This window comes from Sphingomonas naphthae (assembly GCF_028607085.1).
GTDB lineage: Bacteria > Pseudomonadota > Alphaproteobacteria > Sphingomonadales > Sphingomonadaceae > Sphingomonas_Q > Sphingomonas_Q naphthae.
This window is the reverse complement of sequence record NZ_CP117411.1, coordinates 1548983-1572615: the sequence shown is the minus strand read 5'-3', so window position 1 is coordinate 1572615 and position 23633 is coordinate 1548983. Positions and strand designations below refer to the sequence as shown.

General features: G+C 65.5%; 32 protein-coding genes, 1 tRNA gene and 1 pseudogene. 13 read left to right on the top strand and 21 right to left on the bottom strand.

Features of this window, described 5'->3' with window-relative positions; genetic code table 11:
* Positions 1 to 15 precede the first annotated feature (15 nt).
* The 12 genes and pseudogenes from gp17 to PQ455_RS07360 all read right to left on the bottom strand — a co-directional run bounded on the left by gp17 (position 16) and on the right by PQ455_RS07360 (position 8778).
* Positions 16 to 420 carry a tail completion protein gp17 gene (gene gp17 / locus PQ455_RS07415; RefSeq protein ID WP_273690545.1) on the bottom strand — a complete coding sequence of 135 codons (405 nt, stop codon included), beginning with the start codon at positions 418 to 420 and terminating at the stop codon, positions 16 to 18.
* Positions 417 to 947 (bottom strand): HK97 gp10 family phage protein, encoded by a 531-nt coding sequence (locus PQ455_RS07410; protein WP_273690544.1) that lies wholly within the window; start codon positions 945 to 947, stop codon positions 417 to 419. Before PQ455_RS07410 ends, gp17 begins: the two co-directional genes overlap by 4 nt.
* Positions 944 to 1321, bottom strand: coding sequence for a head-tail adaptor protein (locus PQ455_RS07405; RefSeq protein ID WP_273690543.1), 378 nt, complete (start codon positions 1319 to 1321; stop codon positions 944 to 946). Before PQ455_RS07405 ends, PQ455_RS07410 begins: the two co-directional genes overlap by 4 nt.
* Entirely contained in the window at positions 1312 to 1866 is a 555-nt protein-coding gene (locus PQ455_RS07400) for a hypothetical protein (protein ID WP_273690542.1), read from the bottom strand. The genes PQ455_RS07405 and PQ455_RS07400 overlap by 10 nt, the downstream gene beginning before the upstream one ends.
* A 2-nt stretch (positions 1867 to 1868) precedes the next feature.
* Positions 1869 to 2183 (bottom strand): hypothetical protein, encoded by a 315-nt coding sequence (locus PQ455_RS07395; protein ID WP_273690541.1) that lies wholly within the window; start codon positions 2181 to 2183, stop codon positions 1869 to 1871.
* A gap of 3 nt (positions 2184 to 2186) precedes the next feature.
* Positions 2187 to 2468 (bottom strand): hypothetical protein, encoded by a 282-nt coding sequence (locus PQ455_RS07390; RefSeq protein WP_273690539.1) that lies wholly within the window; start codon positions 2466 to 2468, stop codon positions 2187 to 2189.
* A 98-nt stretch (positions 2469 to 2566) separates the two neighbouring features.
* Complete coding sequence (locus tag PQ455_RS07385; RefSeq protein WP_273690537.1) at positions 2567 to 3841, bottom strand: phage major capsid protein; 1275 nt, start codon at positions 3839 to 3841, stop codon at positions 2567 to 2569.
* Between the two features lie 26 nt (positions 3842 to 3867).
* Positions 3868 to 4608 carry an HK97 family phage prohead protease gene (locus PQ455_RS07380; RefSeq protein ID WP_337958570.1) on the bottom strand — a complete coding sequence of 247 codons (741 nt, stop codon included), beginning with the start codon at positions 4606 to 4608 and terminating at the stop codon, positions 3868 to 3870.
* Entirely contained in the window at positions 4574 to 5947 is a 1374-nt protein-coding gene (locus PQ455_RS07375) for a phage portal protein (RefSeq protein ID WP_273690535.1), read from the bottom strand. The genes PQ455_RS07380 and PQ455_RS07375 overlap by 35 nt, the downstream gene beginning before the upstream one ends.
* Positions 5947 to 7668 (bottom strand): terminase large subunit, encoded by a 1722-nt coding sequence (locus PQ455_RS07370; RefSeq protein ID WP_273690533.1) that lies wholly within the window; start codon positions 7666 to 7668, stop codon positions 5947 to 5949. The genes PQ455_RS07375 and PQ455_RS07370 overlap by 1 nt, the downstream gene beginning before the upstream one ends.
* Positions 7669 to 8426, bottom strand: a pseudogene (locus tag PQ455_RS07365) (IS5 family transposase).
* 70 nt (positions 8427 to 8496) lie between these two features.
* A complete protein-coding gene (locus PQ455_RS07360) occupies positions 8497 to 8778 on the bottom strand; it encodes a hypothetical protein (RefSeq protein ID WP_273690532.1) in 282 nt (93 codons plus the stop codon).
* 644 nt (positions 8779 to 9422) lie between these two features.
* Here PQ455_RS07360 and PQ455_RS07355 point away from each other — a divergent pair.
* Positions 9423 to 9614, top strand: coding sequence for a DUF2158 domain-containing protein (locus PQ455_RS07355; protein WP_273690531.1), 192 nt, complete (start codon positions 9423 to 9425; stop codon positions 9612 to 9614).
* A gap of 24 nt (positions 9615 to 9638) precedes the next feature.
* On the opposite strand, the gene PQ455_RS07350 is transcribed toward PQ455_RS07355, so the two are convergent.
* The 7 genes from PQ455_RS07350 to PQ455_RS07320 form a co-directional block, all read right to left on the bottom strand.
* On the bottom strand, positions 9639 to 9998 hold the full coding sequence (locus tag PQ455_RS07350; RefSeq protein WP_273690529.1) for an HNH endonuclease: 360 nt from the start codon (positions 9996 to 9998) through the stop codon (positions 9639 to 9641).
* 1 nt (position 9999) lies between these two features.
* The gene (locus PQ455_RS07345; protein ID WP_273690527.1) at positions 10000 to 10149 is read right to left on the bottom strand and encodes a hypothetical protein; all 150 of its coding nucleotides are present in this window, start codon (positions 10147 to 10149) and stop codon (positions 10000 to 10002) included.
* A gap of 587 nt (positions 10150 to 10736) precedes the next feature.
* The gene (gene nusG / locus PQ455_RS07340; protein WP_273690525.1) at positions 10737 to 11312 is read right to left on the bottom strand and encodes a transcription termination/antitermination protein NusG; all 576 of its coding nucleotides are present in this window, start codon (positions 11310 to 11312) and stop codon (positions 10737 to 10739) included.
* 211 nt (positions 11313 to 11523) lie between these two features.
* Positions 11524 to 12267, bottom strand: coding sequence for a DUF1376 domain-containing protein (locus PQ455_RS07335; RefSeq protein WP_273691297.1), 744 nt, complete (start codon positions 12265 to 12267; stop codon positions 11524 to 11526).
* Positions 12268 to 12269: 2 nt separating this feature from the next.
* Entirely contained in the window at positions 12270 to 13706 is a 1437-nt protein-coding gene (locus tag PQ455_RS07330) for a replicative DNA helicase (RefSeq protein WP_273690523.1), read from the bottom strand.
* A complete protein-coding gene (locus PQ455_RS07325; protein WP_273690521.1) occupies positions 13703 to 14692 on the bottom strand; it encodes a DUF7146 domain-containing protein in 990 nt (329 codons plus the stop codon). Before PQ455_RS07325 ends, PQ455_RS07330 begins: the two co-directional genes overlap by 4 nt.
* A gap of 3 nt (positions 14693 to 14695) precedes the next feature.
* A complete protein-coding gene (locus tag PQ455_RS07320) occupies positions 14696 to 14971 on the bottom strand; it encodes a transcriptional regulator (RefSeq protein WP_273690519.1) in 276 nt (91 codons plus the stop codon).
* 101 nt (positions 14972 to 15072) lie between these two features.
* Here PQ455_RS07320 and PQ455_RS07315 point away from each other — a divergent pair, with 101 nt between their 5' ends.
* From PQ455_RS07315 to PQ455_RS07270, 10 genes are all read left to right on the top strand, one after another.
* Positions 15073 to 15708: an XRE family transcriptional regulator gene (locus tag PQ455_RS07315; RefSeq protein ID WP_273690518.1), complete on the top strand. Its 636-nt coding sequence runs from the start codon at positions 15073 to 15075 to the stop codon at positions 15706 to 15708.
* Positions 15709 to 15881: 173 nt separating this feature from the next.
* A complete protein-coding gene (locus tag PQ455_RS07310; RefSeq protein ID WP_273690516.1) occupies positions 15882 to 16442 on the top strand; it encodes a hypothetical protein in 561 nt (186 codons plus the stop codon).
* On the top strand, positions 16439 to 17071 hold the full coding sequence (locus tag PQ455_RS07305) for a hypothetical protein (protein ID WP_273690515.1): 633 nt from the start codon (positions 16439 to 16441) through the stop codon (positions 17069 to 17071). The genes PQ455_RS07310 and PQ455_RS07305 overlap by 4 nt, the downstream gene beginning before the upstream one ends.
* Positions 17072 to 17091: 20 nt before the next feature.
* Entirely contained in the window at positions 17092 to 17337 is a 246-nt protein-coding gene (locus PQ455_RS07300) for a hypothetical protein (RefSeq protein WP_273690513.1), read from the top strand.
* Complete coding sequence (locus PQ455_RS07295) at positions 17330 to 17698, top strand: hypothetical protein (RefSeq protein ID WP_273690512.1); 369 nt, start codon at positions 17330 to 17332, stop codon at positions 17696 to 17698. Before PQ455_RS07300 ends, PQ455_RS07295 begins: the two co-directional genes overlap by 8 nt.
* A complete protein-coding gene (locus tag PQ455_RS07290) occupies positions 17695 to 18021 on the top strand; it encodes a hypothetical protein (RefSeq protein ID WP_273690510.1) in 327 nt (108 codons plus the stop codon). The genes PQ455_RS07295 and PQ455_RS07290 overlap by 4 nt, the downstream gene beginning before the upstream one ends.
* A 419-nt stretch (positions 18022 to 18440) precedes the next feature.
* Positions 18441 to 18926 carry a hypothetical protein gene (locus tag PQ455_RS07285; RefSeq protein ID WP_273690508.1) on the top strand — a complete coding sequence of 162 codons (486 nt, stop codon included), beginning with the start codon at positions 18441 to 18443 and terminating at the stop codon, positions 18924 to 18926.
* Positions 18923 to 19252 carry a LexA family protein gene (locus PQ455_RS07280; RefSeq protein WP_273690506.1) on the top strand — a complete coding sequence of 110 codons (330 nt, stop codon included), beginning with the start codon at positions 18923 to 18925 and terminating at the stop codon, positions 19250 to 19252. The genes PQ455_RS07285 and PQ455_RS07280 overlap by 4 nt, the downstream gene beginning before the upstream one ends.
* Entirely contained in the window at positions 19249 to 19650 is a 402-nt protein-coding gene (locus tag PQ455_RS07275) for a hypothetical protein (protein WP_273690505.1), read from the top strand. The genes PQ455_RS07280 and PQ455_RS07275 overlap by 4 nt, the downstream gene beginning before the upstream one ends.
* A 279-nt stretch (positions 19651 to 19929) precedes the next feature.
* Positions 19930 to 20130: a helix-turn-helix transcriptional regulator gene (locus PQ455_RS07270; RefSeq protein WP_273690503.1), complete on the top strand. Its 201-nt coding sequence runs from the start codon at positions 19930 to 19932 to the stop codon at positions 20128 to 20130.
* 3 nt (positions 20131 to 20133) lie between these two features.
* Here PQ455_RS07270 and PQ455_RS07265 read toward each other — a convergent pair whose 3' ends face one another.
* Both PQ455_RS07265 and PQ455_RS07260 read right to left on the bottom strand, forming a co-directional pair.
* Positions 20134 to 21399, bottom strand: coding sequence for a tyrosine-type recombinase/integrase (locus PQ455_RS07265; RefSeq protein ID WP_273690502.1), 1266 nt, complete (start codon positions 21397 to 21399; stop codon positions 20134 to 20136).
* A 157-nt stretch (positions 21400 to 21556) separates the two neighbouring features.
* Positions 21557 to 21644: transfer RNA gene (locus PQ455_RS07260), tRNA-Ser, on the bottom strand.
* A 94-nt stretch (positions 21645 to 21738) separates the two neighbouring features.
* On the opposite strand from PQ455_RS07260, the gene PQ455_RS07255 reads away from it, so the two are divergent.
* Positions 21739 to 22776, top strand: a complete 1038-nt coding sequence (locus tag PQ455_RS07255) for a lytic murein transglycosylase (protein WP_420542843.1) — start codon at positions 21739 to 21741, stop codon at positions 22774 to 22776.
* Complete coding sequence (locus tag PQ455_RS07250) at positions 22760 to 23632, top strand: septal ring lytic transglycosylase RlpA family protein (protein ID WP_273690500.1); 873 nt, start codon at positions 22760 to 22762, stop codon at positions 23630 to 23632. The genes PQ455_RS07255 and PQ455_RS07250 overlap by 17 nt, the downstream gene beginning before the upstream one ends.
* Position 23633: the final 1 nt, after the last annotated feature.

Sequence of the window (23633 nt, the reverse complement as noted above, 5' to 3'; positions counted from 1 at the left end):
CAGAGGTGAAGGTGTTCAGGCGGGCTTGATGAAGCTGACGCGCAGGTCGGTGCTGCCGATATAGATGGCGGCGTCGGCGTCCTTGAACTGGGGTCCGTCGCCCGCAAGCAGCACCGCGACGTTGAGACACCCGGCGATCGTCCCGGTGCGCCCGCGACAGGCGTCCCGGATCAGGTCGAGGATGGCCTTGCGTTCCTCGCCGCTATTCGCCCGCACCGTCGCCTGAATGCGCTCGATGACCGGCCCCAACGTCTTTCCCGACAGCGCCGGCGGCTCGACGCGGCTGATCTCCGTGAGCAACACCGACGGCAGGGGCGTGCCCTGCGGCAAATCCCAATAGTCGAACTGGCCTTCCGGCACGGCGGCGACGAATGCAGCGTCCGCCGCCAGCACCGCACCGATGATCTCGACCGCGCTCATTCGTCCGGCTCGGCGGCGGGGGCGGGGCCGGCCAGCCCCTCCTTGGTGAGATGCTTCGTGATGTGGCCGGCGACGGCCTCGATCGCCATGTCGGCGCGCGTGTCGGCGGCGGGGCGCATGAACGGATAGGGCTTGGCGCCGGGGTGGAATACGGTCGTGCCCACGAAAGCGCCGCCGATCATCAGCGCCTCCTTGGTCGTGCGATTGATCCGGCGCACGGTCATCCCGCCGCTCTGGCTGTCATCCACGCTGATGAAGTGCGGATCGGTGCCATGCTCCAGCCAAGGGGCCATGTAGGCGCCCGGCCCCTTGGTCTGCACCTTGGCGACCACGATGCCGGGTTCGGCACGGCTGCTGGTCTTGATGGTGGCGCGCACCTCGTCCGATCGGCAGTTCTCGCGCGCGCCGGCCGCGATGACCTCGGCCCCCTCCTTCAGCGCGCCGCGCAGCACCTTCGGCTCAAGGTTCTGGATCATATTGCCGAGGAAGGCGTGAACACCCGCCAGAACCTTGTCGGCGGATGTCATGCGCCGGTGCCGCTGGTCGAATAGTCGGCGACCATGAACTCGATCGCGTCGCGCTCGCCGAGTTCGGCCGGGCCGGCGACGATCGCCATGGTTCGATCCACCACATAATCGGCGCCATCCTTGCGCAGCAGCAGGACGCGCATGTCCGAGGTGAGGCCGGCGCGATAGTCGAGCCGCAAGCGGGAGGGGCGGGTTGCGATGGTCAGGCCCTCGGCGAGGCGTTCGCCGCGACTGGGCAGCGCATCCTGAAGCTCGGCCCAGAGGATCGCGACAGGTGTCCACGTTTCCTGCCCGGCCTTCCCTCGGCCGCCAGGGCGTGCCTTTGCCTCAAAGCGGACGCGGCGGTTGAGCCGCGCGCGGGGAATCATCGCCATACGCGCAACGTCTCCAGCATGGCGCCGATGAGGCTGCCCGAGGGCGCATCCTCCGGCTTGGTAGCGCGACCCATGAACAGATCCTCGACGATCATGAGGATGGAGACGGCAACCTGCGGCGGGATGCCGTCGGGATAGCCAGCTCGATACCGAACCCGCAGCACCTCGCGGCCGACATGGCAGCCCGTCCAGGGGGGAGAGCCGTCCGCCGACAGATCGGCGCCGAACACCTCGTAACTGTTCGGATCGGCCGTGATCGCGGTGCGACTGGTATCGAGATAGATGACGCTCTCGATGGCAATGACCGGCGGATAGGGCAGGCGCACGCAATGGCCCGCCTCATGGCCGTCGAAGCGCGCTTCCAGCGTCTGCTCCCCCAAAGCGCGTCCCATCCAACCGGTTTCGCAGTCGAGATGCGCCGTGGCGGCGGCAACGAGGCCCTCGACGTGTGTGCGCCGATCGTCATCCGCCTCCAGCTTCAGCTGAGCGCGAGCCTGATCCCAGGTGACGACCGGGGCAGGCGGCGTGATGACGACGACGCGCATCGTCAGGCGATGACCGTGGCGGTGGGGGCTGACACGGCGGTCACCGTGTTGGCCCCGTTCCGTGCATTGGTCGCGGTGACAGCGAGGGTGGTGACAGTGCCGATGTCGGCGGCCTGCAAGACATAGGTCGCGGCGGTCGCGCCGCTGATGGCGACACCGTTGCGCCGCCATTGGCGCGCCGCGATGACGCCATCGACGATCGTGCCGCTGGCGCCCGTGAGCGTCTGCCCGCTCTTGGCCGTGCCGGTGATCGACGGCGCCACCGAAAATTTCGGCACGCAGACGAAGCCGCGCGAGCGGCGCGCAGAGCGGGCCATCGATCAGGCCGCCTTATTCGCGGGCTTCGGCGCGGCCTTGTTCGCCGGCTTCGGCGCATCCTTCTCGCCCTCGCCGTCGCCTTCGCCTTCGGCATCCTTGGACGGGTCGGCATCGATCGAGGGCTGGTAACCCTTCTCGACTTCCTCGGAGGAGGCCTCGCGAACGAGCCCCTTCTTCTCCAGTTCGTTGAAGCGGCCGATGGCCATATCGCGCAGGATCATGCCTTCGCGCGCGGCGCCGTCGTCGCCGTAGTGATCGTCCAGGACAAAAGCGTTCTTCGACATCGTCGATCTCCTTCAGCTTCTCGCATCGCGCGCGGCACGGGCGCCGTGAGCGATGGGAAAAGCCGGGGCGCCGGTGAGGGCGCCCCGGAGGCTGGGGATTAAAGGCCGGTGAAGTTGCCCTTCACGAGCGCGGCCGGGCGGCGGACGACGAGCGCCAGCCGCTTTTCCGCGCGGATCGTGAGCATGTTCTTGATGAAGTTGTCGCGGTCCTGATCGGAGATGCGGACCTCGGTATCCATCCGGTCGAAGATCTGGCCGGCGAGCTTGAAGGCGCCCGTCAGATAGTTGCCCGCGCCGATCCGCTTGGTCGACACGACCGGGCGACCCCACAGCACCGGCCCGGCGACGCCTTGGGGGTTGGCGAAGATGTAGCCGAACGCCGCATCCTTGGTCAGTTCGATGCCGGCCCAGGCGGTCGGGTGAAGCACGATGCCGTCCGGCGCATAGTCGGCAAGCTCGACCTGAAGGATGGCCAGCCGCAGGCGATCGATGCGGGTCTCGCCCGAGACCGTGACACCCGAGGGAGCCGCATAGGCGGTCGCCTGGGTATAGAGGCCGTTAAGGTGCTGGCCGGTGCCGTCGCCCAGCAGCAGTTCGGCGTCCTCGGCATCGTCGAGGCCCCAGCGGAGTTCGCCGTCGATCAGGCTTTCCAACTGCGGGACATCGTCCATCGCCTGCCGCGACGCCGGCACCCAGTGCGCGATCGTCTTGACGGGCGACTGGGCGACATCCCAGCCGTAGTTGCTCTCGGGCTTCTGCGCGCCCTCCGCCGTGCCGGCCGCGTTGTTGGTGCGGACGGTCTGGTAGGCATACTCGATCGAGTTGCCCTCGGTGCGGCCGGGGGTCAGCAGATCGCGCACGCGCAGCCCCATGCGCGGCATGGTGACGATGTCGCTCTGGCGATCGGGGCGGATGAGGTTGCCGGCCGAACCCGAGGCACTGGTCACGGCCTTGACCGAGAAGCCGATCGTGCCCTTGCAGCCGCCCTCGACATACGACTTCACGTCGTCATGATTGGCGACCTCGTGACCGAGCGACTTCAGTTCGGGCGCGTCGTCGCCGCCTCGGCGGCCCTGCGCCAGCTTCTGCGAAAGCTCGGTGATCTCGCCCCGCAGGCCGGTCAGTTCGGAAAGCGCCTTGTCCGCCTTCTCCTTGGTCTCGGTGTCGACCTTGGTGCCCTCGCGATCCTTGGCGCGGAACTCCTTGGCGAACTCCTTCACCTCGCCGAGCGTCTCGCTGAGCTGCTTTTGAAGCTGCTCGATCGACTTGGCGTCCGGCTCGCCACCATCCTTGCGGCCGAACTCAGGAACGGGCGCGCGGACGAGCGGGGTCGCGCCGGCGGCCATGGCCGCAGCGGAAGTCATCATGTTCATGGTAGATTTTTCCTTGGTGGAGCGGCTTACAGCTTGAAGCTGGCCAGGGTGTCCGAAAGGCTTTTCAGGGCCGGTGTGATCGTCGTTTCGCGATCGGACTCCCTCCGACGCAGTTCCGCGAGACCGTGGCTGACGAGGCCGGCGGCGCGCGTTTTCGAGAAGCCTGCCTCCCGCAGGTACTTCTCCATTTCTCGATCCGTGGGCAGTTCGCCGTGGGCGAGCTTGAACTTCACCGCCTCGACGCGAGCGTCATCATTGGCGGGGAAGGTGACGAGACTGATTTCGACGAGGTCCAGCTTGGTGAGCGTGCGGATGCCCGTCTTTTCGTCGTAGCTGCTCTCGCGAACCCAATAGCCGATCGACAGGCCGGTCACGATCCGGCGCTTCATCAGGGCGTGCGCCTCTTTCGCCAGCGCCACCTCGTCGATCAGAAGTTCGCCTTTGCCCGCCAAGCCGTGATCGTCCTCGATCAGGTCGGTCCAGGCCCCGATCGGCTGCCGGGCGTTATGCTGCCACAACACCGGCACCGGGCGGCCCTTGGCCTTCAATTCCGCGAGGCTCTCCGTGAAGGCGCCGCGTGCCACGACCTCCTGATAGCTGTCGACGACATCCCAGACCGAGCCATAGCCGTCGAACGTGCCGTCATCGCCGACCGACTTGGTGGTCAGGTCGAAGTCGCGGACCTTGAGAGCGCCGCTGTGCTTGCGACCGAAGCTCGAAATCATTGCCATGTCAGTCCTCCAGCTTCGGGCCGCCGTTGTGGCCAATCATCGCGGCCTTCACGCGGGCATCGATCACGGCTTCCACATCGCCGCCGAAGAGCATGTTCATGAGCGCCGACCGCGCGCCCTGCTCGGCGCTGGGCGCCTTGCCGAGGTCGGCCAACTTGATGAGGTTGGACTGCACGGTCAGGAAGTCGTCGCCGTCCATGGTCGGCAGGTTTTCCCGGCTGCGCATCTCGCCGCGCGTCATCACGCCGTTCTGTCCGAACGCGCTGTAGAGCGCCGCCCGCGCGGCGCTGTCAGCGGCGAGCATCGCTTCGCGGTTGAACTCGGGGTAGATCGTCTTGCGCTCTTCGCGGGGCAGGAGCTGGAGCTTGATCGACTGCTCGATCTTGCGGAGGAGGGGGTTGAGCCGCAGGGTTTGCCAGCCGAGCAGAAGCTGCTCGATGCCGCTGCCCCACATCGTCTGCCCCTTGGCCGCGTGGCCAATCAGCATCGGCAACATGCCGAACCAGCGACACAGTTCCTCGACATCCCAGCCTCGTGACGCGAGCAACTCGACCTCGGCCGGGTTCATCTTCAGCGCCTGGAACTTGAAGTCTTTCTCAAGCGGCACGATTCGGCCGCGCATCGCCTGCCCTGTGAAGCTGTCGAAAATCTCGATCAGGTCGGCCCGCTGATCGGGGGAGAGCTTGGTCGATCCCGTCTCCATGAAGCCGGCCAGTTGCAGACCGGAGGCGAAGGTGGACGCGGCAACGCGGTTGGCGGCATTGGCGCCGCCGATCGTGCGGCGGCCATATTCGATCGCGGAGAGGCCGACATCGCCTCCGAGCGTCATCCCGCGAAGATGCAGCACCTTCTCCGCCGGCATGACCTCGGCCTTGCCGCGATCGAGATAGACATACTCCCGTTCCCCGGTGTCCCGACTGCGGCGGCAGGTGACCAGCTGCGGCGCGAGCGGTGTCAGCGCCGTGGTGCGCTTCCCCAGCGTTTCCTTTTCGGCGTAGCCATTGCCCCACAGGTCGATGCAGGCGACCATCGCCGCCCAGAACTCCGTGGGCGTCTGATCGCGGTTCGGTTCCTCGTGGACCAGATCCGAAAGCCAGTGATCTGGCCGGGCGATGCGACCGCCGGCCTTCTTCTCGAACACGCCCACGCCCATCGCGCCGCACAGTTCGGACTTGAGCGTCACGCACGCCCAGGCGGTGGATAGTCCCAACGTGCTGCGCTGGTTGACGACCTCGCCGCCGGTGTCGATCTGGCTGCCGTACTTGATCTTGATCCGGGTGGGCTCATCTTCCGCCGCACCCGACAGCTTGCCGCTCTCGCCGCTGCCGGTCCCGAAATAGCGCAGGGCCGAACCGACCCACGTGCCGATCCCCATCAGGCCGCCTTCATCTGAGCGATGAAGTCGTCGACGCCGCCGCCGGCCGCTTCCGGGTTGCGGCTCATGAGCATGACGGCATTGAAGAGAGCGATCAGCGGATCGATCTTGGCCTTGCCGGCGATCTGTTTGGTGATGAGCACGGCGTTGCCTCTCTGCTCGACCTTCGCATTGCCGACGCACCAATCCATGAGGCGCTGGCGGGCATGGCGAAGCGTTCCATCCTTGAGCTTTCGCTCGCTGCCGATGACGGCGCTATTCAGCCGAAAGCCCTGCGCGACGGCGTTGAGGTGTTTGTCGGTGAAGCCTCGGGCCACCAACTCGTCGATCAGAGCGGCCACGCCATGAGGGTCGAGACCGATGGCGAAGGCGCCAGGGAACAGCCCCGCTTCCAAAACCTGTTGCAGAATGTCGGCGACGCCCCGCAGGTCAGCGGTGGGGTCGTCGCATTTGGTCAGGTCGCCGTCGGCAATGAAGCCGTCGAGTGCGGAGACGATGTCCTTGCGCCGCTCCCACACGTCCAGCTGTGCCCAGGCATGCGACCACGAAAGCCAGATGCGCGGGTCCGAACGAAGGCGGCCCAACAGCGTGAGGCCGAGAAGATCGTCCAGGCCGCCGCCGTCGATGCCAGCGACCGCCACCTCGACGATCTCGAGGAAATGCGCGAGCGAGCCGTCCCATACCTCGGGCGAGACAGTCGCCTTCGCCCAATGCGGGGCACCAGCCCACGCGTCGTGATGCAGGCCGACGCCAATCTCGACATTCAAATGCTTGGCGAAGAACACCTGCCGCTCAGCCATGTCGGCGGCCTGGGCGTCGGTGAATTGCTCCTCCAGCCAATCCTGGCTGACCGATCGGCCAAGGTTGGGGTTCGTGTAATAGAAGTTCGCCGGGTCGAGGTGGTCGCCCGCCTTCAACATCTCGCTCGGGAACTCGTACAGCACCGGCAGCTTGTGTGGCCGGATGATCTTGCCGTCGCGGATGTCGCGATATTCGGCGAGCTTCTTCTTGAACACGCCCTTCGGCGGCTCGTCCGACTGGGTGGTCAGGAACAGGGTGTAGCCTTCGGGCCGCGAAACCTGCCCGCCTGTCGCCTCCTTCAGCATGGAATCGGCGGTGGCCTTCTTCCCGAACAGCCATAGCTCGTCGACCAGAACGCGGCTGGCCTTCTTTCCCGAGACCGTCGCGCTATCGGCCGCAACCACCTTCAGCGTGGCTTTGGTCGTGCGGTTGGTGATGAGCTTCATGTGATCCTGAATGTGCAGAAGGTCACTCAGGTCTGCGTCGGCGCGGATCATCGCGGCGGCGGGCTTGAAGCTGTTGTCCGCTACCTCCTTCGTCGGCGCGAGGATCAGATTTTCATCCTCGTCCCGCCAGCCCATCGCCAGTTCGGTCACCATCAGGCCGGCCGCGATCGTCGACTTGGTGTTCTTCTTCGACACGAGCAGCAGGAACTCGCGGATCAGCTGGTGGCCGGTAGCCGCATCGTATGCGCCAAACACTGCCCGCACGAAGTCGAGGAGCCAGGTGTCGCACGATTCCCCGATCGTGGGCTGCCCGGTCACGTCCATCAGCCGGAGCGACGTGAACAGCGCCATCTTGGCGTCGGCCACATCCGGGAACAGCGGGTCGAACGGGATCAGCGATCGGCGAGCCTTCAGCCGCTTGCGCCAATCCGGGCAAGCGGTCGACCATGTGGGCACGTTAGGCCGCGTCTGCATTTAGCGCAGCCAGATCATGGCGCATGCGAGGTGAACGAAGCCCATGAAGGCGGAGATGGTCTTCTCGCAGCGCAAGGCGATGCGGCGGAAGCGCTTGAGCTTGTTGAAGAAGCACTCAACCTGATGGCGTTCCTTGTAGAGGCGCCAGTCGATGGGAGGCTTTCCGGTTCGGCTGGGATTGGCTTTGATGTGGGCAGTAGCACCGAGACTGTCGGCGATGAAGACGCGTAGCGGATCGGCGTCATAGGCGGCGTCGGCGATGACGTGGCCGACACCCTTCAAGCCCGTCAGCAGCGCTTCGGCCTGGGGGCGATCGCCCCATTGCCCGGGCGTCGGATGGATACGGATCGGCAGGCCGATGGCGTCGACCGCCGCATGCAGCTTGGTCGTCAGCCCGCCGCGGGACCGACCGATCGCGGCAGCTTCAGCCCCCCTTTTGCGCCCGCCGCATCGGCGTGCGCCTTCGAGATGGTGCTGTCGATCAGGACGTATTCGAAGTCCGGCGTGTCGGCCAGGCTATGGAAAAGCCGTTCCCATACACCGGCATGCGACCACCGCCGGAACCGCGCATGCACCCCTGTCCACTTGCCGAACACCTCCGGCAGGTCACGCCAGCGCGCCGCATTGCCGGCCATCCACAGGATCGCATCCACAAATAGCCGGTTGTCGACACCGCTCCGCCCTCGCGTCCCCTCCCGACCCGGAAGATGACCCGCAATCCGATCCCATTGCTCGTCCGTCAGCGTTCGTCTGCTCAAGGCTTGGCTCCTTCACCAGCCTTGAATCAGATCGGTCTTCCAAATGGAATCCGCTAAATGCAGACACTGCCTAGACAGCCTTCAGCTGCGGCGGGCCGATCGGACGAAAGCGGCTGGCCACTTCGTTGGCGCGGTCCTGCGCCTGGGCCTTCTTACCTTGCGGCGCCGACGCTTCGTTCAGGGTCTTGAGCGCCAACGCCAGCGTCTTCACGGTGTTTGCCCGGCTCGGCAGGCTGACGGCGCGCTCCATGGCGATCCGCCGATCGTCCTCATCGTCGTTCTCGGTCGCCGCCTCGATCATGTCTTCCAGCTCGCCCCGGCGGCTGGTCACCACGTCCAGTTCGTCGAGCATCCTCATGACGAGGCCGCGCCCACCGTCGGCGATCGTCGCAGCGTCGACCGGCTGTTCCGGGTCCGTGGCAGGCGGGGGCGGGGGCTGACGGTCAAGTTCGTGACGGTTCGCGGTGCGAACCGGGCGTTCCCAGCCATCGGCCCGAGCGCGCTTCCGAATAGCCGTGTCGGAAATCTCATGCCGATCAGCTATTTCGCGAATGGAATCGTCGCTGCCGCAATATTCGGCCTCAATCCGGCGCCATTCCTCAGTCGTCTTTCGGACAGCCATCAAGTACCGCCTTCCGACGAAAGTTCGCACCCGACTACACCCACCAGAAAATTATCTCCGCGTGGCACGAGGGGCGGTCCACGGGGTTGGCCGGCCCCTGACTTTGACACCCCCCCCTCCCGCCCGGCGGGGATCAGCGATGTCGCACTGCGTTCGGTCGCAGGCACGCAACAGGGAGGTTCGACCTCAGTCCGTTACCGAGCAACCATGTGACCGTCGCCATCGAGTTCTCGATTGCGATCACCAGTCCCTGTGGACTCCCGCTTGCAAGGAGAACAAAGTCGCCGAGCACGACCGGTTCGTGACTCGGTGGCTGAACAAGCTCCAGTTCAAGCGAACGGTCGTCGTCCATAGCGCACCTCAAGGAGACGGTGATGACGGCTGCGATTGAAGAGGGTGCCAAGGTTCGGATGAGGTCGGGCGGGCCGGTGATGATGGTGACATCGGTGGGAAGAAGCGGCTGGGGTGGCGATGGCCCGATCCACGCCTACGTTACCTGGTTCAACGAAAAGAATGAGGTGAAGACCGATAGCTTCCCGCTCACCATTCTCGAAATCGTGCCGTAGAGCGGTGGGGGCCACCATCGTTTCCTAACGATGCTCGGCGGCCTGCTCCAGCCGCTGCTTATGCTTGGAGTGGCAGGGCGAGGCGCAGAGCGTCTTCAGGTTGTTCGGGTCGAAGAACACGCCCCGATCGCCCCGGTGGGGCGTGTCGTGGTCCGCCACGAGCTTGGAGGTGTCGCCCTCGATCCTGCCGCACATCGTACAGGTGAACAGGTCGCGGGTGAACGTGGCCATGCGCAGCGCCCGCCATAGCGGGGTCTTGTACCAGGCGCGCCACGGGTGGAACTCATTGCGCTTCCGGTCGCGATCCGCCGCGTCGATCGGCGTGGATGCCAGCCGAGGCGGGAGGCCAGCGAGACGGGGCGGCAGCCCGGTAAGGCGACCCATGCTATCGCGCGGCCAAGGCCGCCGCGCGATTGGCCTGCCGCCTCCGCTGGCGCGTCCACGTCGCAGGCGGCAGGACGGCGGGCATGTGGCTGGGCAGCAGACCGCGATAGACGGAATGGCCATCGCCGAAGAGGAACTCCTCGTCTGTCATGGCCAACCCCGCGATGATGTGGGGAGGCGCGCTACCTCCCCGAGAGCCCGGCATGGCGCCGTGCTGACCAACGAAAGCCCCGACGACCGTAGCCGCCGGGGCAAAAGGTGGAGGGGATCGCGGCCTGCTCGCAGGGCCGCATCCATTAAACTGCTGCGCTGCACAATCGATCCGCGAAGGTTAGTAAACGTCGCGGATCCCCGCTGACAGAAGGGCGACAACCCCCTCCCAATGCTTGGCGGACGCGGTGTCACCTGCCTTAATCGCGCGCAGATATTCCTCGTTTGCTCGCTCGACGGCGTGCTGGTGATGCTCACGAAGCAAGCCACTGGCCGTCACGAGAACTTCGGCTCTTTCGTCGTCGGTCAGGCTGCAATCCGCGATTGAGAGCCCGAAAAACGACGCGGTGCGACAATGTTTCCACTGTCAGCGCGGGCATCCTGCGGCCCAACGCTGTGGGCAGACCTGAACACGACGAAGCCCAGCGCGGCGGCTGGGCGTCAGGCAATTCTCTAGAATTGGCCGCCGACACATGCCGGCGAGCCCTACGGGAATGGAGCTACCGCTTCGCCTTCCGGCCGGTAGCCCTACGTCGGCTCGCGCCGATAAGTCCTCTGCCGATCCTGTCGGCCTGTGCTGTCGTCAGCATCTACATCATCCGGCCGCAACAGCCAACCCTCGATCTTCATCACCCAGCCGCCGCCCAGGTCGATCGTCGGCGCCTTGCCCTTGGCGTCGACGACCACGCCCACCATGCCTTGCAGGATGCCCTCGGCGACCTTCACGGCGCCGCCAATCGTGAACTCCCGCCGCTCGCTCTTCATGCGGGCGCGGGCCGCCCTTTCCTCGGCCGAGCGCAGGCAATCCAACTCCCAGTCGGAGATGACCGGCACACGCCCGGCTTGCTGGAAGATCGAGAATGCGGGGAAGGGGTTCACAGGCAGGGAGAGCGCCCGGTAGAGATCGGACACGCGATCGGCGCGAACGAACACGACTGTCGGCATGATCGGCACGCGCTGCTCGGTCGGCGGCCTGCCGCGCGCGCGGCGACGATCCTGAACCTGCATCGGGGTCCATGCGTCGTAGCCAGCCTCGGCCAGCGCCGCCGCCAGCGCCAGCGTCCGGCCGCCCGACGTGCGCAGGATGGCCCACCGATCAGCCAAGATGTTCGATCCCATCACTTCCCCCGCCTACCGTGTACCTTCACCGCCAATTGCTCAGCTTGGGCTCTGTCCACCCAGCTGGTGAGCCACTCGGGATTGATGAGGATCAACCCGTGATCCTGCCACGCCTCCCGGGCGGCCCGCCTGGCCTTGGCGGGGTCCGGGTCGCGGCTGAGCGGGGCGATGCCAGCCAGAGACGACCGCTGCGCGGTCATTGGATGGCCACAATCTTGGGGGCCGGCGGCAGGTGCCGGTATCTCTCAATGCTATCGGCCAGCCGGTCGAACGTCGGGCGCGATCGGGCGGCCAGCGCGGCGGTGATCCACGCAGCCGGATCGGACTTGCCAGCTGCTTCGGGCAGCACGGCCAGCAGTTCCGCGTCCGATGCATCCCTCCGCCATTTTCCGATGAGGGATCGAGCCTGTCGATCGGGTGTCCCGGCTCTGACCAGAAGCCTGACGCCGATGTCAAAAATCGACTTTACTGGATCATCCAACGGCGCGACCGCGCCGCTTACGTTAGTAAGCGTATCTCTTTCTCCTTCTAAGCGCGCGCGCGAGCTTGAGGCAGGCTCAAGCCGGGCTTGACCACCTTCGTTGTTTTCATTGACGTTTTTCAGGTTCTCGACGCGCTTTCGTCCACCCTTCGCACCGCTTTCGCGGAGTGTTCGTCGAGCATTCACGGAGCTTTCGCACTCTTTCTCGAAGCGAGCGTTGGTGAGGCGCCCCCCGTCGGCCCGTTGGATTTTACCCTTCGCGATCAGAGAATCGCGGAGCGCGCGGTACTTCCTGACCGATGTTTCGAGGTGGCCGGCGATCAGTCGCTCGTTGTCCGGTAGGGCCTCGCCGCGCTCGTACATCAGATCAAGCAGCGTCGTGTAGGCACCCCGCTCTTCAAGCGTCAGGCCCATGTAACCATCCAGCGCCGCGCGGTGATCGCGCTTGTGCCATTCCATCTTCACAGGGACTCTCCACGGGTCTCGTAGTAATCGCCGCCGCGAACGGCCATAAACTCACCGAAGAATAGGCCAGCGCCCCGGCCTTCAGCGCCATCGCGTCGCTTCGCGCAGATGAACTCTATGTGGCGCTCGATCTCCGCATACTTCACCGACCAGTCGTACCATTCGCTGGTGCCGCGCTTCGGCTCTTCCTTCTTGGTGTAGTAGGCTTCGCGGTAGAGGAAGATGACCGTATCGGCGTCCTGCTCAATCTGGCCGCTATCGCGTAGATCGGACAGTTGGGGGCGACGGTCGGGGCGCTGCTCGACGCTGCGGGAGAGCTGCGCCAGCGCCATGATCGCCACACCCTGGCTCTTCGCCGCCTGCTTGATCCGCTTGCTGATCTCGGAGACCGCCTCGTAACTGCTCCGCATCGGCTGATCGGGGCTGAGCAGCTGCAAATAGTCGACGATGACCAGTTCGAGTTTGCGGCCGGCCGCAGCCATCTTCCGCTTGTGCCGCCGGATCATCGTTTCGAGGGTCGCCATCTTGCAGCCGCCGCGATCCACGATCTGGAGCGGCATGTCGGAAAAGGACACCCTTGCTTCCCTAATGCGCAGCGTTTGCGATACCGAAGGTCGGCGATCCCGGATGACCTCAAACGGGACGCCTGTGCCCTGCGCGACATCGAAGCACAGGTCTGAACCGATGCGCGCGCCAAGCTCCTTCGCCGACATTTCGAGGCTGACAAACAGCGTACCGTGGCCGGCGCGCGCTGCGCCGATCGCATAGCTGACGGCTGTAGCGGTCTTCGCCATGCCGGGACGGCCGGCGACGATCACCATCTGCCCCGGCCGCAGCGGCCCCGCCAGATCGTCAATCTGGCCGATCGTCCCGCATCGGACACCGACCACTGGCAGGCCGAACTCGGCAATCACCTCACCCAGCGCGTCGGCCCCGGTGACTTCATGCGTTCCCTCAGCCCGGTCCACTATCGTCGATAGGGTGGCATCCGCTTCCGAGAGGATGTCGTCGACAGACATCTCAAGGTTGCGGGCTTCGGCTTGGATGCGGCTCAAGCCGGCGACGATCCGGCGTCGCTTCGAGAGGCTCAGGATCTGGTCGAGGTATGGCGTCGGCCGGTAGTCGCCGATGCTATCGCGCGCGGCGTCGCTCAGCCGCCGCTGGGCATCGAGTTCCTCGAAGTCGCGATCGTCACGGAAATAGGGCGAGAGGGTAATGGCGTTGACTGAGCGCCCCAGTGAAGCCTCGCGCACGATCACGGCGAAGACGCGCCCATAGAGCGGCACTGAGAAATCCTCGGGCATCAGCCGGTCGGCGGTCATGTCGATCCCGCTATTGTCGCCCAGCAACTCCCCCAACAGCGCCAGTTCGGCGCGAGGACTGCCAATCGACAGGTCGCTTAGTTCGATCTCCTGGAAGGCGATGTCACTCACGCGCAGATTCCCCGGAGAGCATCGTTGAAATCTTTGTACCGATCCTCGGGGAAGAAGGCGGACACCTCGACGCCGCGCGCCGTGTGAGCCTCGGCGGCAGTGGCGACGGCGGCGCGGCCAGCCGCCCCGTTGTCCCCCCCGATCCTGAGGTGGCGGACCTCGGGCGGCAGGACCATCGAAGCGAGATTGGCGGTTCCGAGCGCAACCCAGATGGATTGGGCTGGCATCGCCTGCATTAGCGTCCAGCCGTCTTCCGGCCCCTCACACGAGGTGATGCCCTCTGCGACAGGGCCAAGCCGCAGTGCGCCGCCCTTGAACCTGCCGAGCGTCTTCTTTGGGTTCGGCATCTTCGCCTTGGCGCGCCCGCCTTGGCTGAGGAAGATGCGCTGTATGCCGATGAAGGCTCCACTCATGTCCTGAACGCAACCGATCACCGCCGGGATGGCGGGGCCGACTTCGCCGCTTTCGGCGTCATACCATGCCGGTGTTCGGGCGAAGCGGATCGACGGTGGCAGCGGCACGGTGATGCCGCGCGAGCGGGCATAGACCTCCGCCGGGCTGCCAGCGGCTTGCGTGGCGCCGCGCCAGACGGTGCGGGCCAGATCGATCGCCGCCGCGCGTTCTGCCTCGTCCTCGGCCCGCTGCCGGGCTCGCTCAGCCTCGCTGACCTCCGGCAAGGCCGCCGCGTCCAGCCAGCGGATTGCGTCGATGAAGCCGAGACCGTTTTTCGCCTTGAGGAAGTCGAACACATCGCCGCTGGCCCCGCAGCCGAAGCAATGGAAGCCGCCGTCCGTGTCATAGACGTGGAGGCTGGGGGATCGCTCCTGATGGAACATGCACAGGCCGCGCAACGCGCGCGGCCCGGCCTTCGTCAGTTTGGTATGACGGCCGATGATGGCCGACAGGTCATACCGAGATTTCGCCTTCTCAACGGCCGCGCGAAACGCGGCCTGGGATGAGCGTCTGGATGATCCCCTCTGACCCATGGATCAGGCGGTGATGTCGGTTGCGCGCGACACGGCAGGTTCGAGCGGGTAGATGTCAGGCCGAAGCTCATGACGCGACACACCGGTTCGAGCTTCGAGCGGCAGGACGAACTCTGCGGGCAGCCGCCGACGGTATTCAACGATCTGGAAGATGTTGGCCTGCGTGCAGCCGCAAACCCGCGCGACTTCCGACTTATTGCCGCCGAGCAGCTTGATGGCGCGGAGCAATGCGAGGCGTTCTGGGGCGTCGTCGCCGAGGGGGATGTTTCGAGTGGTCATAGTTTCCTATTGCCCAAGCTACAAGGACACTTCAATAGCAAACTCGCAACGGGGGCGATAGGAACTTAAGGATGATTATAGTTGAGCGGTTGAAGTCTGCGATGGCGGACAAGGGCATGAGCCAGTCTGCGCTGGCGCGTGAAATCGGCGTTAGCCAAGGTGCCGTCAGCCTGATCTTGAAGGGGCACACCTCCAAGTCGCGCTACATACCCGACATAGCCGGAGCGCTGGATGTGTCGATCGCTTGGCTTGAAGGTGAGGCGGATGAGCCCGGTCATGCCCATAGCCGCTCCGCTGTAGCCCGAGCGCTGGCCGACGAGGGGCTTGCCCGCGTGCAGGAATTTGATCTGAGTTACGCGATGGGCGGCGGCACGTTTTTGGACGCGCAGCAAGGCGCTGGGGTGCGCTTTCGGCACTTTGATCTCGAATGGCTTCGGGAGATGACCGACAGCGACCCGGGGTCGTTGTTTGTTGCAAGGGGGCTGGGAGATTCAATGCTCCCGACGTTGTTGGATAATGATCGTCTGATCATCGACACGAAGCAAAAGTTCATCAACCAGCAGGATCGCCTTTGGGCTTTGGCCTACGGTGACCTCGGCATGGTGAAGCGCGTCCGACGACTGCCGGGCGGTCGTTACCTCATTATTTCTGATAATCCATCTATCAGTGATTTCGAGGTGGATAGCTCCGAGTTCCATGTGGTGGGGCGTGTCGTGGGTATAAGCCGAAGAGCCTGACCCCCAAGTTTGCTGTTGACGAATATCGAAGTGTTCTCATACTCTGCGGCTATCGGATGAGTGCCCGCAAGGCCGACTCCGATGCGCAGGATGGGAAAGACGTGCTTCGGGCTGCGATTATCGAGCCCTAGCCTCCGCCGATCCGCCTGCCTCACTCAAGCGGGAGGCGGCTCATGGCCAGCCAGGCACTGGGCGCACCTAGGGTGCGCGGTGAACAGACGAACATGGCCGCTGCGGCGGCTGCTATGCGGGCGGTGGCGGAGCCGCTCGAAGTGGAAATGCGGGGCGACTGCCTCAGGCTTCAGATCTTCGACACCATTTTGCCCGGTTTCGGTATCGAGCCAGTCCGCCATGATGGGCTGACGCTGCTCCGTCCCGGTGAGGTTGCGGTCTACGAAGAGGGGTGGGCCAAGTACAACGAGCCTGTCGAGGGCTTCTATTGCATCGAGCGGCAGACGCCGCTCGCACCGCAGCCGGATTCGCGCCGGCAGATTGAGCGCGAAATCGCATTTGTCCGCCGCTGCGCGAGGCGACCCGATAGCTGGGAGACGATCTCCCTCTATTCAAAGGTGATCCACGACCAGCGGCGCTATGCCAACCCGCAAGGGCCTTATTACGATTGGGCCCTTCGGCAGATGATCCTTGGTCCGATCGTTGGGCTTTACCGCCCAGCACCGACGGTGCGCGACCTCAAACGAGTGCCCCAGTCGATTGCGACGGGAGCGGTCGCATGAGCGCTGTGATGGAGGCCGAAGCTCAGCCAGTGTTGGGCAACGTCGATCTACTCGACGCCACGCCGCCGATAGAACAGCAGATCGGGTGGCTCGACCAGCTCTCCGACGACGTTGAGACCTATGCGCTGCTCTGGCTCGCAGCGATGCAGACGATCGCCGTTGTCGTTCGCCTTGAGCTTCGTCCTGGTCAGCCCGAGGTGTTGAACCTCGGCATTCGGGACGAAGCGATGACTCGCGATACCTCGATCCGGATCAATCTTCTCGTGGAGCATATGCACTCCGCAGCCGGTCGGCGCGAGGCGATCGTGGAGGCTCTCCGATCGCGCGGCGCGGTGAACGACTTCCTGCCGGCCGACACGAGAGGCACCACGGCAGCGATCCGCGGCTTCCTTGCCATCGGCGGCTGGGTGATGATCGACTCTGATGGAGGGATTGAGACCGGCGGATTGTCGAGCCGTCTGCTTGATCTCGCCACGCCCGAGATGGAGCGAGCAAACCTCATCGCGGCCGGGCGGCGGATGAACGACGCCGTCCAGCGGTACGCCAACCGGAGCCACATCAAGCGCGTGATCCGCCGGTTCGGGCTGCCCACGAGCAACGGCTGGCTCGTGCTGGGAGGTCGGTCATGACTGCCTCTCGGATCTTATCAATGAACGACCGCCTGACCGACCTTGAGGCCCGCCTGAGCGAGGTGGGGGCGCTGCTCAAGGTTTTGGACGAAAAGGCATATCAGATCGCTAACGCCGGTGATGGCTGGACGCTGGAGGCGGTGCGGATACGGGGCGACAGCTTGCATGACATCACCATGCTGGCGATCCGCCTTCATTCGGAGGCCACCCGAGAAATGCGATCGGTTGCGAACCTCGCGATAGGGATGGGAGGCACGCGTGGCTGATCCCACCTGGATTGCGGTCAAGCTGGCGTATCTGTCGGCCGCGTATGCCGAGAGGGCTTTCGATTCCGCGCACATCAATGTCTGCGGGTTTCGCGACCTCCCGATCGGCCCGGAGCGTAGCGCGCTCGTAGAGGCGGTGCCAGGCGGGGTTTGGGGCGAGAGCCAGCGCCTCCAAGATGTTCGCACCGATGCCGAGGATCGATTGATGGCGATCCCGTCACCCGATGCTGCGGCTTTCGCGTTCAAGTTCCTTGTCGCGCGGGCGCAGGGACGGGGCGCGGACGGATGGGACGCGATGCTGGAGGCAGAAGCGCGTGGCTTAGCGCCAGCCTATCCTGCCGCCGAGTACAGTGGCTCATGACGAGCGACCTGTTCCGCTACCCTTGCGCGCCCGGCGCCCAAGATCGCGACACGTCGCGTCGGGCGGCGGCCGAGGCGGCGCCGATCCTTCGCACGATGGCGCTCGACGTGCTGGAGCGCTCGAATGGCCTAACAGCCGATCAGGTGGCCGCGCGGCTAGGGTGGTCGATACTGTCCATTCGACCCCGGGTCACCGAACTCGGCCGCCTGGGCAAGATCAGGGACACCGGAGAGCGCCGCCGCAACGCGAGCGGCAAGATGGCGATAGTCTGGATGGCGGTGCAGCCGGCCCGCCTCAATCGAAAGGGCGTGCAATGCCGCTAGACCTCCAGCGCCTCGGCTGCCTGCTTGGGTTGCACGTCTATGACATCGGCTCGCACGATGCGTGGAAGCGCCGTGTGGCGCGCATGGGCGTCGATGTCCGGCGAGGCCTGCCGTGTGCCTGCATTCATTGCGGCAAGGCGATCTATCGATGACGGGTCGGTTCTTCGTCGCGCAGACGAGCCGCCGGCACGCGCAGCGCCGGCAGCGCCACAGCACTGCGAGGGCGGCCTGCGCCGAGGCTGGCCGCCTAGCTCTCAAGTCCCCCGGAAGCGCCTTCGTCGTGTGCGAAGAGATCGCGACCATCACCCATCACGAGATGCTTGCCGCCGCCACGCCCCCCGGCGGTGTCGAGCAGGACCGGGCGAGCAACCCGCGCTCCCCCAATGCGCGCCCGGTCCCAAATACAGGAGCCCGCTGACATGAAGAGAATCGACCGGCTGGCACTGGCATCGGCTGAAGCCATGCGGGATCGCATTGCCGACCGCATAAGGCGGGACGCCGATTTTCGCTTCGCAGCGGGCAACACCGCCGCCCTGCTTCGGGCCAAATGGCTCTACGGCCTGGAGCGAAGCGTGCGATCTATCGCGCCGCGCATCGTCAGCCGGACGAGCGGGGAGGCTGTTGAAGCCCGGCGCTTAGCGATCACTCATATCGTGGCTGACGAGGTGCTGCGGGAATACCGCCGGGCTGCCGCTACAGCCGGGACGCCTATGACGATGGATAATGCAAAAGACGTCATCTTCGCTGGAGCAATCCAGCCGATCGAGATCGCTGGCGCTGTGATGCGTCTCCTTGAGGTTCAGTGCGGTCTCGACCTCCTGCGGGGACCGATTGATCCCGACGCCGCCACCGGGTGCGCCGACGATCACGGCGCCTTCGCGCAACCAGGAATGGATGTCGCATGACGGCCGCTCAGCGTGAACTGCTGCGCTTCATCGAGCGCTATCAGGCCAGCCACGACGGCATGTCGCCATCATTCGACGACATGATGATTGGCACCGGCGTCACCAGCCGGGGCGCCGTCAGCGTCAGCCTTAAGCGCCTGGAGGAGCATGGCCTAATCAGCCGTGAGCCGCACCGGGCGCGCCGTATCACCGTCCTCGGTGCCTCTCTGGCAGGAATATCCGACGAGCAGCTCATCGACGAGGTTCGGCGGCGTGGCTTGCTTTCAAGCAGCGAGGATCGCTCCATGAAGGAAGCTGTCGATATCGGAAGCGGGAGGGCGCGTTGAGCAAGCGCCGCCTTGATGTGCCGCACTGGCATTCAGACACCCTGCATCGTCTCCACAACCCATTCGATCAGGTGCCGGACAGCGTTCTTCACAGCTACGAATTGGAAATTCGCGCCATGATCCGAGCTTGTGAACGAGAGCGCGCTCGTCTCGCCACGGTGCAATCACTGGTCACTGAAGCTGTCCGCAATCGAAAGCCGGCGAAGCTCGTCATCACCGATCACGCAATCGTGCGGTTCCTCGAGCGGTTTCGTGGCTGGAACATGGCGGAGGTTGAAGATGAAATTCAAGCCATGGCTGAGGCGCATTCGCCCGAAGTGGCAGTTCGGGAGGGCGTCGTCATCACCGTCCTCCCGGCCGGGCAAGAGGCTCGCGTCGATGAGGGAGAAAAGGGATGAGGCGCGTCGTTGCGTCTGGAAGGACGCTGTCAGTGAACATATGGCGCGCCTTCGTGCGGTCATTGGTCCGCCATTTCTGGCTTCGACGTAGGCCGAGGCGAGCGGTCTGGACGTTGAGAGTTCGCGCGGCGCGCACTCTGCCTAAAGCAAAGCCGAAAAGCTGGTCGCCGCGGTTCTATGCCGTGAGCAGGCGTGGCCAGCCGGGCCTGGTGTGCTGGCTGGAAACCGCCGATGGCGCGCCGATCGAATCGGCGCGTGTCGAATGGAAGGAGGTGCGTGATGATCGCCAGCGGTGAGCGCTTCCTGTGCCTGCCGGAGGTCTTGAAGATGACCGGCTACAAGAAGTCGACGATATACGACATGATGGCGCAAACCCCGCCGGCGTTTCCCACGCGGAAGCGTATCGGCCCGAACAAGGTGATCTGGCTCGAATCCGAGGTGCGCGCATGGATGGAGCAGAGGCTTACCCAGGCTGCATAGTCATCACCGGCGCGGGCCGATGATGACTTCGGCCGCCGGCCGCAGGCCATCCGCAATCAGGTCCGCCCATAGCTGGGCAAGCTCCCGGCGCCGATCGAGGTGGGCGGCACGATCGTAGGCCGCCTTCACCTTGTTCTGCGCGACGTGGGCCAGCATCAGTTCGATGATGTCGTGATCGGCCTTGAAGCGCTCATTCATGATGGTCGAGAAGGTCGCCCGCCAGCCGTGCGGCACATGGCGATGGTGATAGCCGGCCCTGTTCAACAAATAGCCGATCGCGTTTTCGCTCATGGGGCGGTGCGAGTGGCGGGCATTGGGGAAGGGCAGGGGGCCCCGACCGGATAAGCTATAGGCGGTGCGCAGGACATCGATGGCCTGCCGGGAGAGCGGCACAAGGTGGTCGCCGCCCACTTCCTCCTTGCGGGTCAGCCGCCCTTTCATCCGCGCGGCCGGGATACGCCACAACGGCTCCACCGGCTGAGCGGCTGGATCGCTCCAATCGATACCCTCGATCTCGTCCCACCGCGCCCCGCGCAGCTCACCCGGCCGAACTGCCGTCAGTGCGAGCAGACGCAGCGCCAGCTTCGTGACCGGGTGGGCGTCCTCGGCCTCGGCGTCGGCCAGCACCTTGCGGGCCTTCACCAGATCGGTGATCGCCGGCTGCTTGCCGCGATGCAGCGGCTTGAGGGCCGACTTCACCACGGCGGCCGGATCATCGTCGGCGATTCCCTCGCCGATCGCGTAGACGAACACAGCGGAAATCCGCTGCCGGACGCGCTTCGCCGTCTCGATCGCCGGTCGCGCCTCAATGGCGCGGAGAAGCTCCAGCACTTTGGGCGTCTTGATGTCGCGGATGGGCAAGGCGCCGATCGCCGGGAAGACATCGCGCTTTAGGCTGTGGATGACATCTTCCGCGTGTCGCGTCGCCCACATGCCCTTGTTCAAAGCGTGCCACTGAGTCGCGATCAGCTCGAAGGTGTTGGCGTTGTCGGCGCGGCTGGTCACGAGCGCTGCTTTCTTCGTGACGGCCGGGTCGTGATGGTCTCGCAGCAGCCGCCGAGCTTCGTCGCGCAGATCGCGCGCCTCGGCGAGCGACACCTCCGGGTAGGGCCCGAACACGAGCTTCTTTTCCTTGCCGGCGAAACGATACTTAAGCCGCCAGATGCGCCCGCCGGCTGGCGTCACGAACAGATACAGGCCCTTCTCGTCCGACAGCTTCACTGGCTTGTCGATCGCCTTGGCCCGGCGGCATTGAGTATCGCTCAGCATGAGGCCCCCAATCTCTGACCTGGAGCCCCCAAACGGGCCCCAACCGAGCGCCAGTCGCACTGGATGCGGCTGGACCCCGATCGCGCAAACAATAGGGGAACAGTGGCTGAAAAGCGAGCCAAAACGGACGCGGTTGGCAGGGGCCGGAAGTGGCAAATGGCGGATGGGGTGGGATTCGAACCCACGGACGCTTGCACGTCGGCGGTTTTCAAGACCGCTGCCTTAAACCACTCGGCCACCCATCCGTCGGCCGCAGCGCCTAGCCGATCGGCCCTGAAATGCAAACGGCGGGCGCATCGGCTTTTGCGATGCAGCGCGGGCTGTGCCAAGAGGGGTGCGATGCGCCGCACCGCCGCTATTCTCGCCTTCTGCCTGGCCCTTCTGCCGCTCGCCGCCGATGCCCAGGACGGCGCCGGCCACGATGCGGCGATGCGGACCTATCTCACCGGCCTGCGCCCGCGCGCGCTGGCCGAGGGGGTGCGGCCCGAGACGTTCGACAGCGTGCTGGCTTCGCTCACCTTCAACCAGCGGGTCGTCGATCTCGATCGCTCGCAGCCGGGGGGCTTCTCGGGCAATCCCGCGCCGCCGCCGCCCTTCGCGCCGTACAAGGCCGCGCATGTCGAGCCCTATCGCATCGGCCGCGGCAAGCGGAAGATGGAGGCGCTGGCGCCGATGCTGGCGCGAATCGAGGCGCAGACCGGCGTGTCGGGCGCGATCGTGCTGGCGATCTACGGGCAGGAGACCGGCTATGGCGCGGTCACCGGCAATTTCGATCTGCTGCGTTCGCTGGCATCGCTCGCCTATGAAGGCCGCCGCCGCGCGCTCTTCAGCGGGGAATATATCGCCGCGCTCAAGATGCTCGATCGCGGCGCGCCGCGCGATCTGCTGAAGGGCAGTTGGGCCGGCGCCACGGGCTATCCGCAATTCCTGCCCTCCACCTACATCCGTCTCGGCGCGGATGGCGATGGCGATGGCAAGGTCGATATCTGGGCGAACGAGGCCGATGCGCTGGCCTCGATCGCGCGCTACCTGCTCGATGCCGGGTGGAAGCCGGGCGTGCCGTGGGGCGTGCCGGTGCGGGTGCCGCCCACCCTGGATCGCGTTGCCACCGCGCCGCTGGCCCGCTCGCCCGAATGCCAGAAGGTGTTCGATCGCCACAGCCGCTGGCTGACGGTGGGCGAATGGCGCGCGCTGGGCATCCAGCCGCTCGCCGCGCGCGCGCCGGCCGATACCGAGCTGGCCGCGCTGATCGAGCCCGACGGCATCGGCGCGACCGGATATCTGCTGACCACCAACTTCCGCCCGATCCTGGCCTATAATTGCTCCAACCATTATGCGCTGTCGGTGGCGCTGCTGGCCGATGCGATCGTGGAATAGCCGCGCCGGGCTGGCGTCGCTGCTGGTCCTCGCCGCCTGCTCCAGCGGACCGCGCCGCCCCGAGCCCGTCCAGCGCCCGCCGGCGCGGGGCGAGACGCCACGGCCGCCGCGCGGGCCGGTCGCCGATTTCCCGGTCAAGGTCGGCAAGCCCTATACCGTGCTCGGCATCACCTACACGCCGGTCGACGACCCATCCTATGACGAGGTCGGCATCGCAAGCTGGTATGGCGATGATTTCCACGGCGGCCAGACCGCCAATGGCGAGCGCTACGACATGGACATGGTCGGCGCGGCCCACAAGACGATGCCGCTGCCGAGCTACGCCGAGGTGACCTCATTGCGCACCGGCAAGCGCATCATCGTGCGGGTCAACGATCGCGGCCCCTTCGTGCCGAACCGCATCATCGATCTGTCGCGCAAGGCGGCGCAGATGCTGGGGATCGACCGCGCCGGCATCGGGCCGGTCCGTGTCCGCCGCGTCTTCCCGGACGAGCGCGACCGGCTGGCGCTGCGATCGGGCGACACCGCGCGCGACCCCGCCTTCGCCACCAGTTCGGAGCTGGATCAGGATCGCCGCCGGCTGCTCGCCCGCGCGCCCGATCCGCGCCCAGTGACGCCGCAGATTATCGCGCCGGCCATGGCGCAATCGGGCTGGTACGCGCAGGTCGGCGCCTATGGCGATCCCGATCGCGCCGCCAAGGTAGCGAAGGATGTCGGCGGGCAGGTGACCTTCGGCGAGGGGCTGTATCGCGTGCGGGTCGGCCCGTTCGCCGACGAACCTTCCGCCACGCTCGTGCTGGCGCAGCTTGGCGCGCGCGGCTATCACGGCGGCAGGCTGGTGAAGCCCTTCAGGTAAA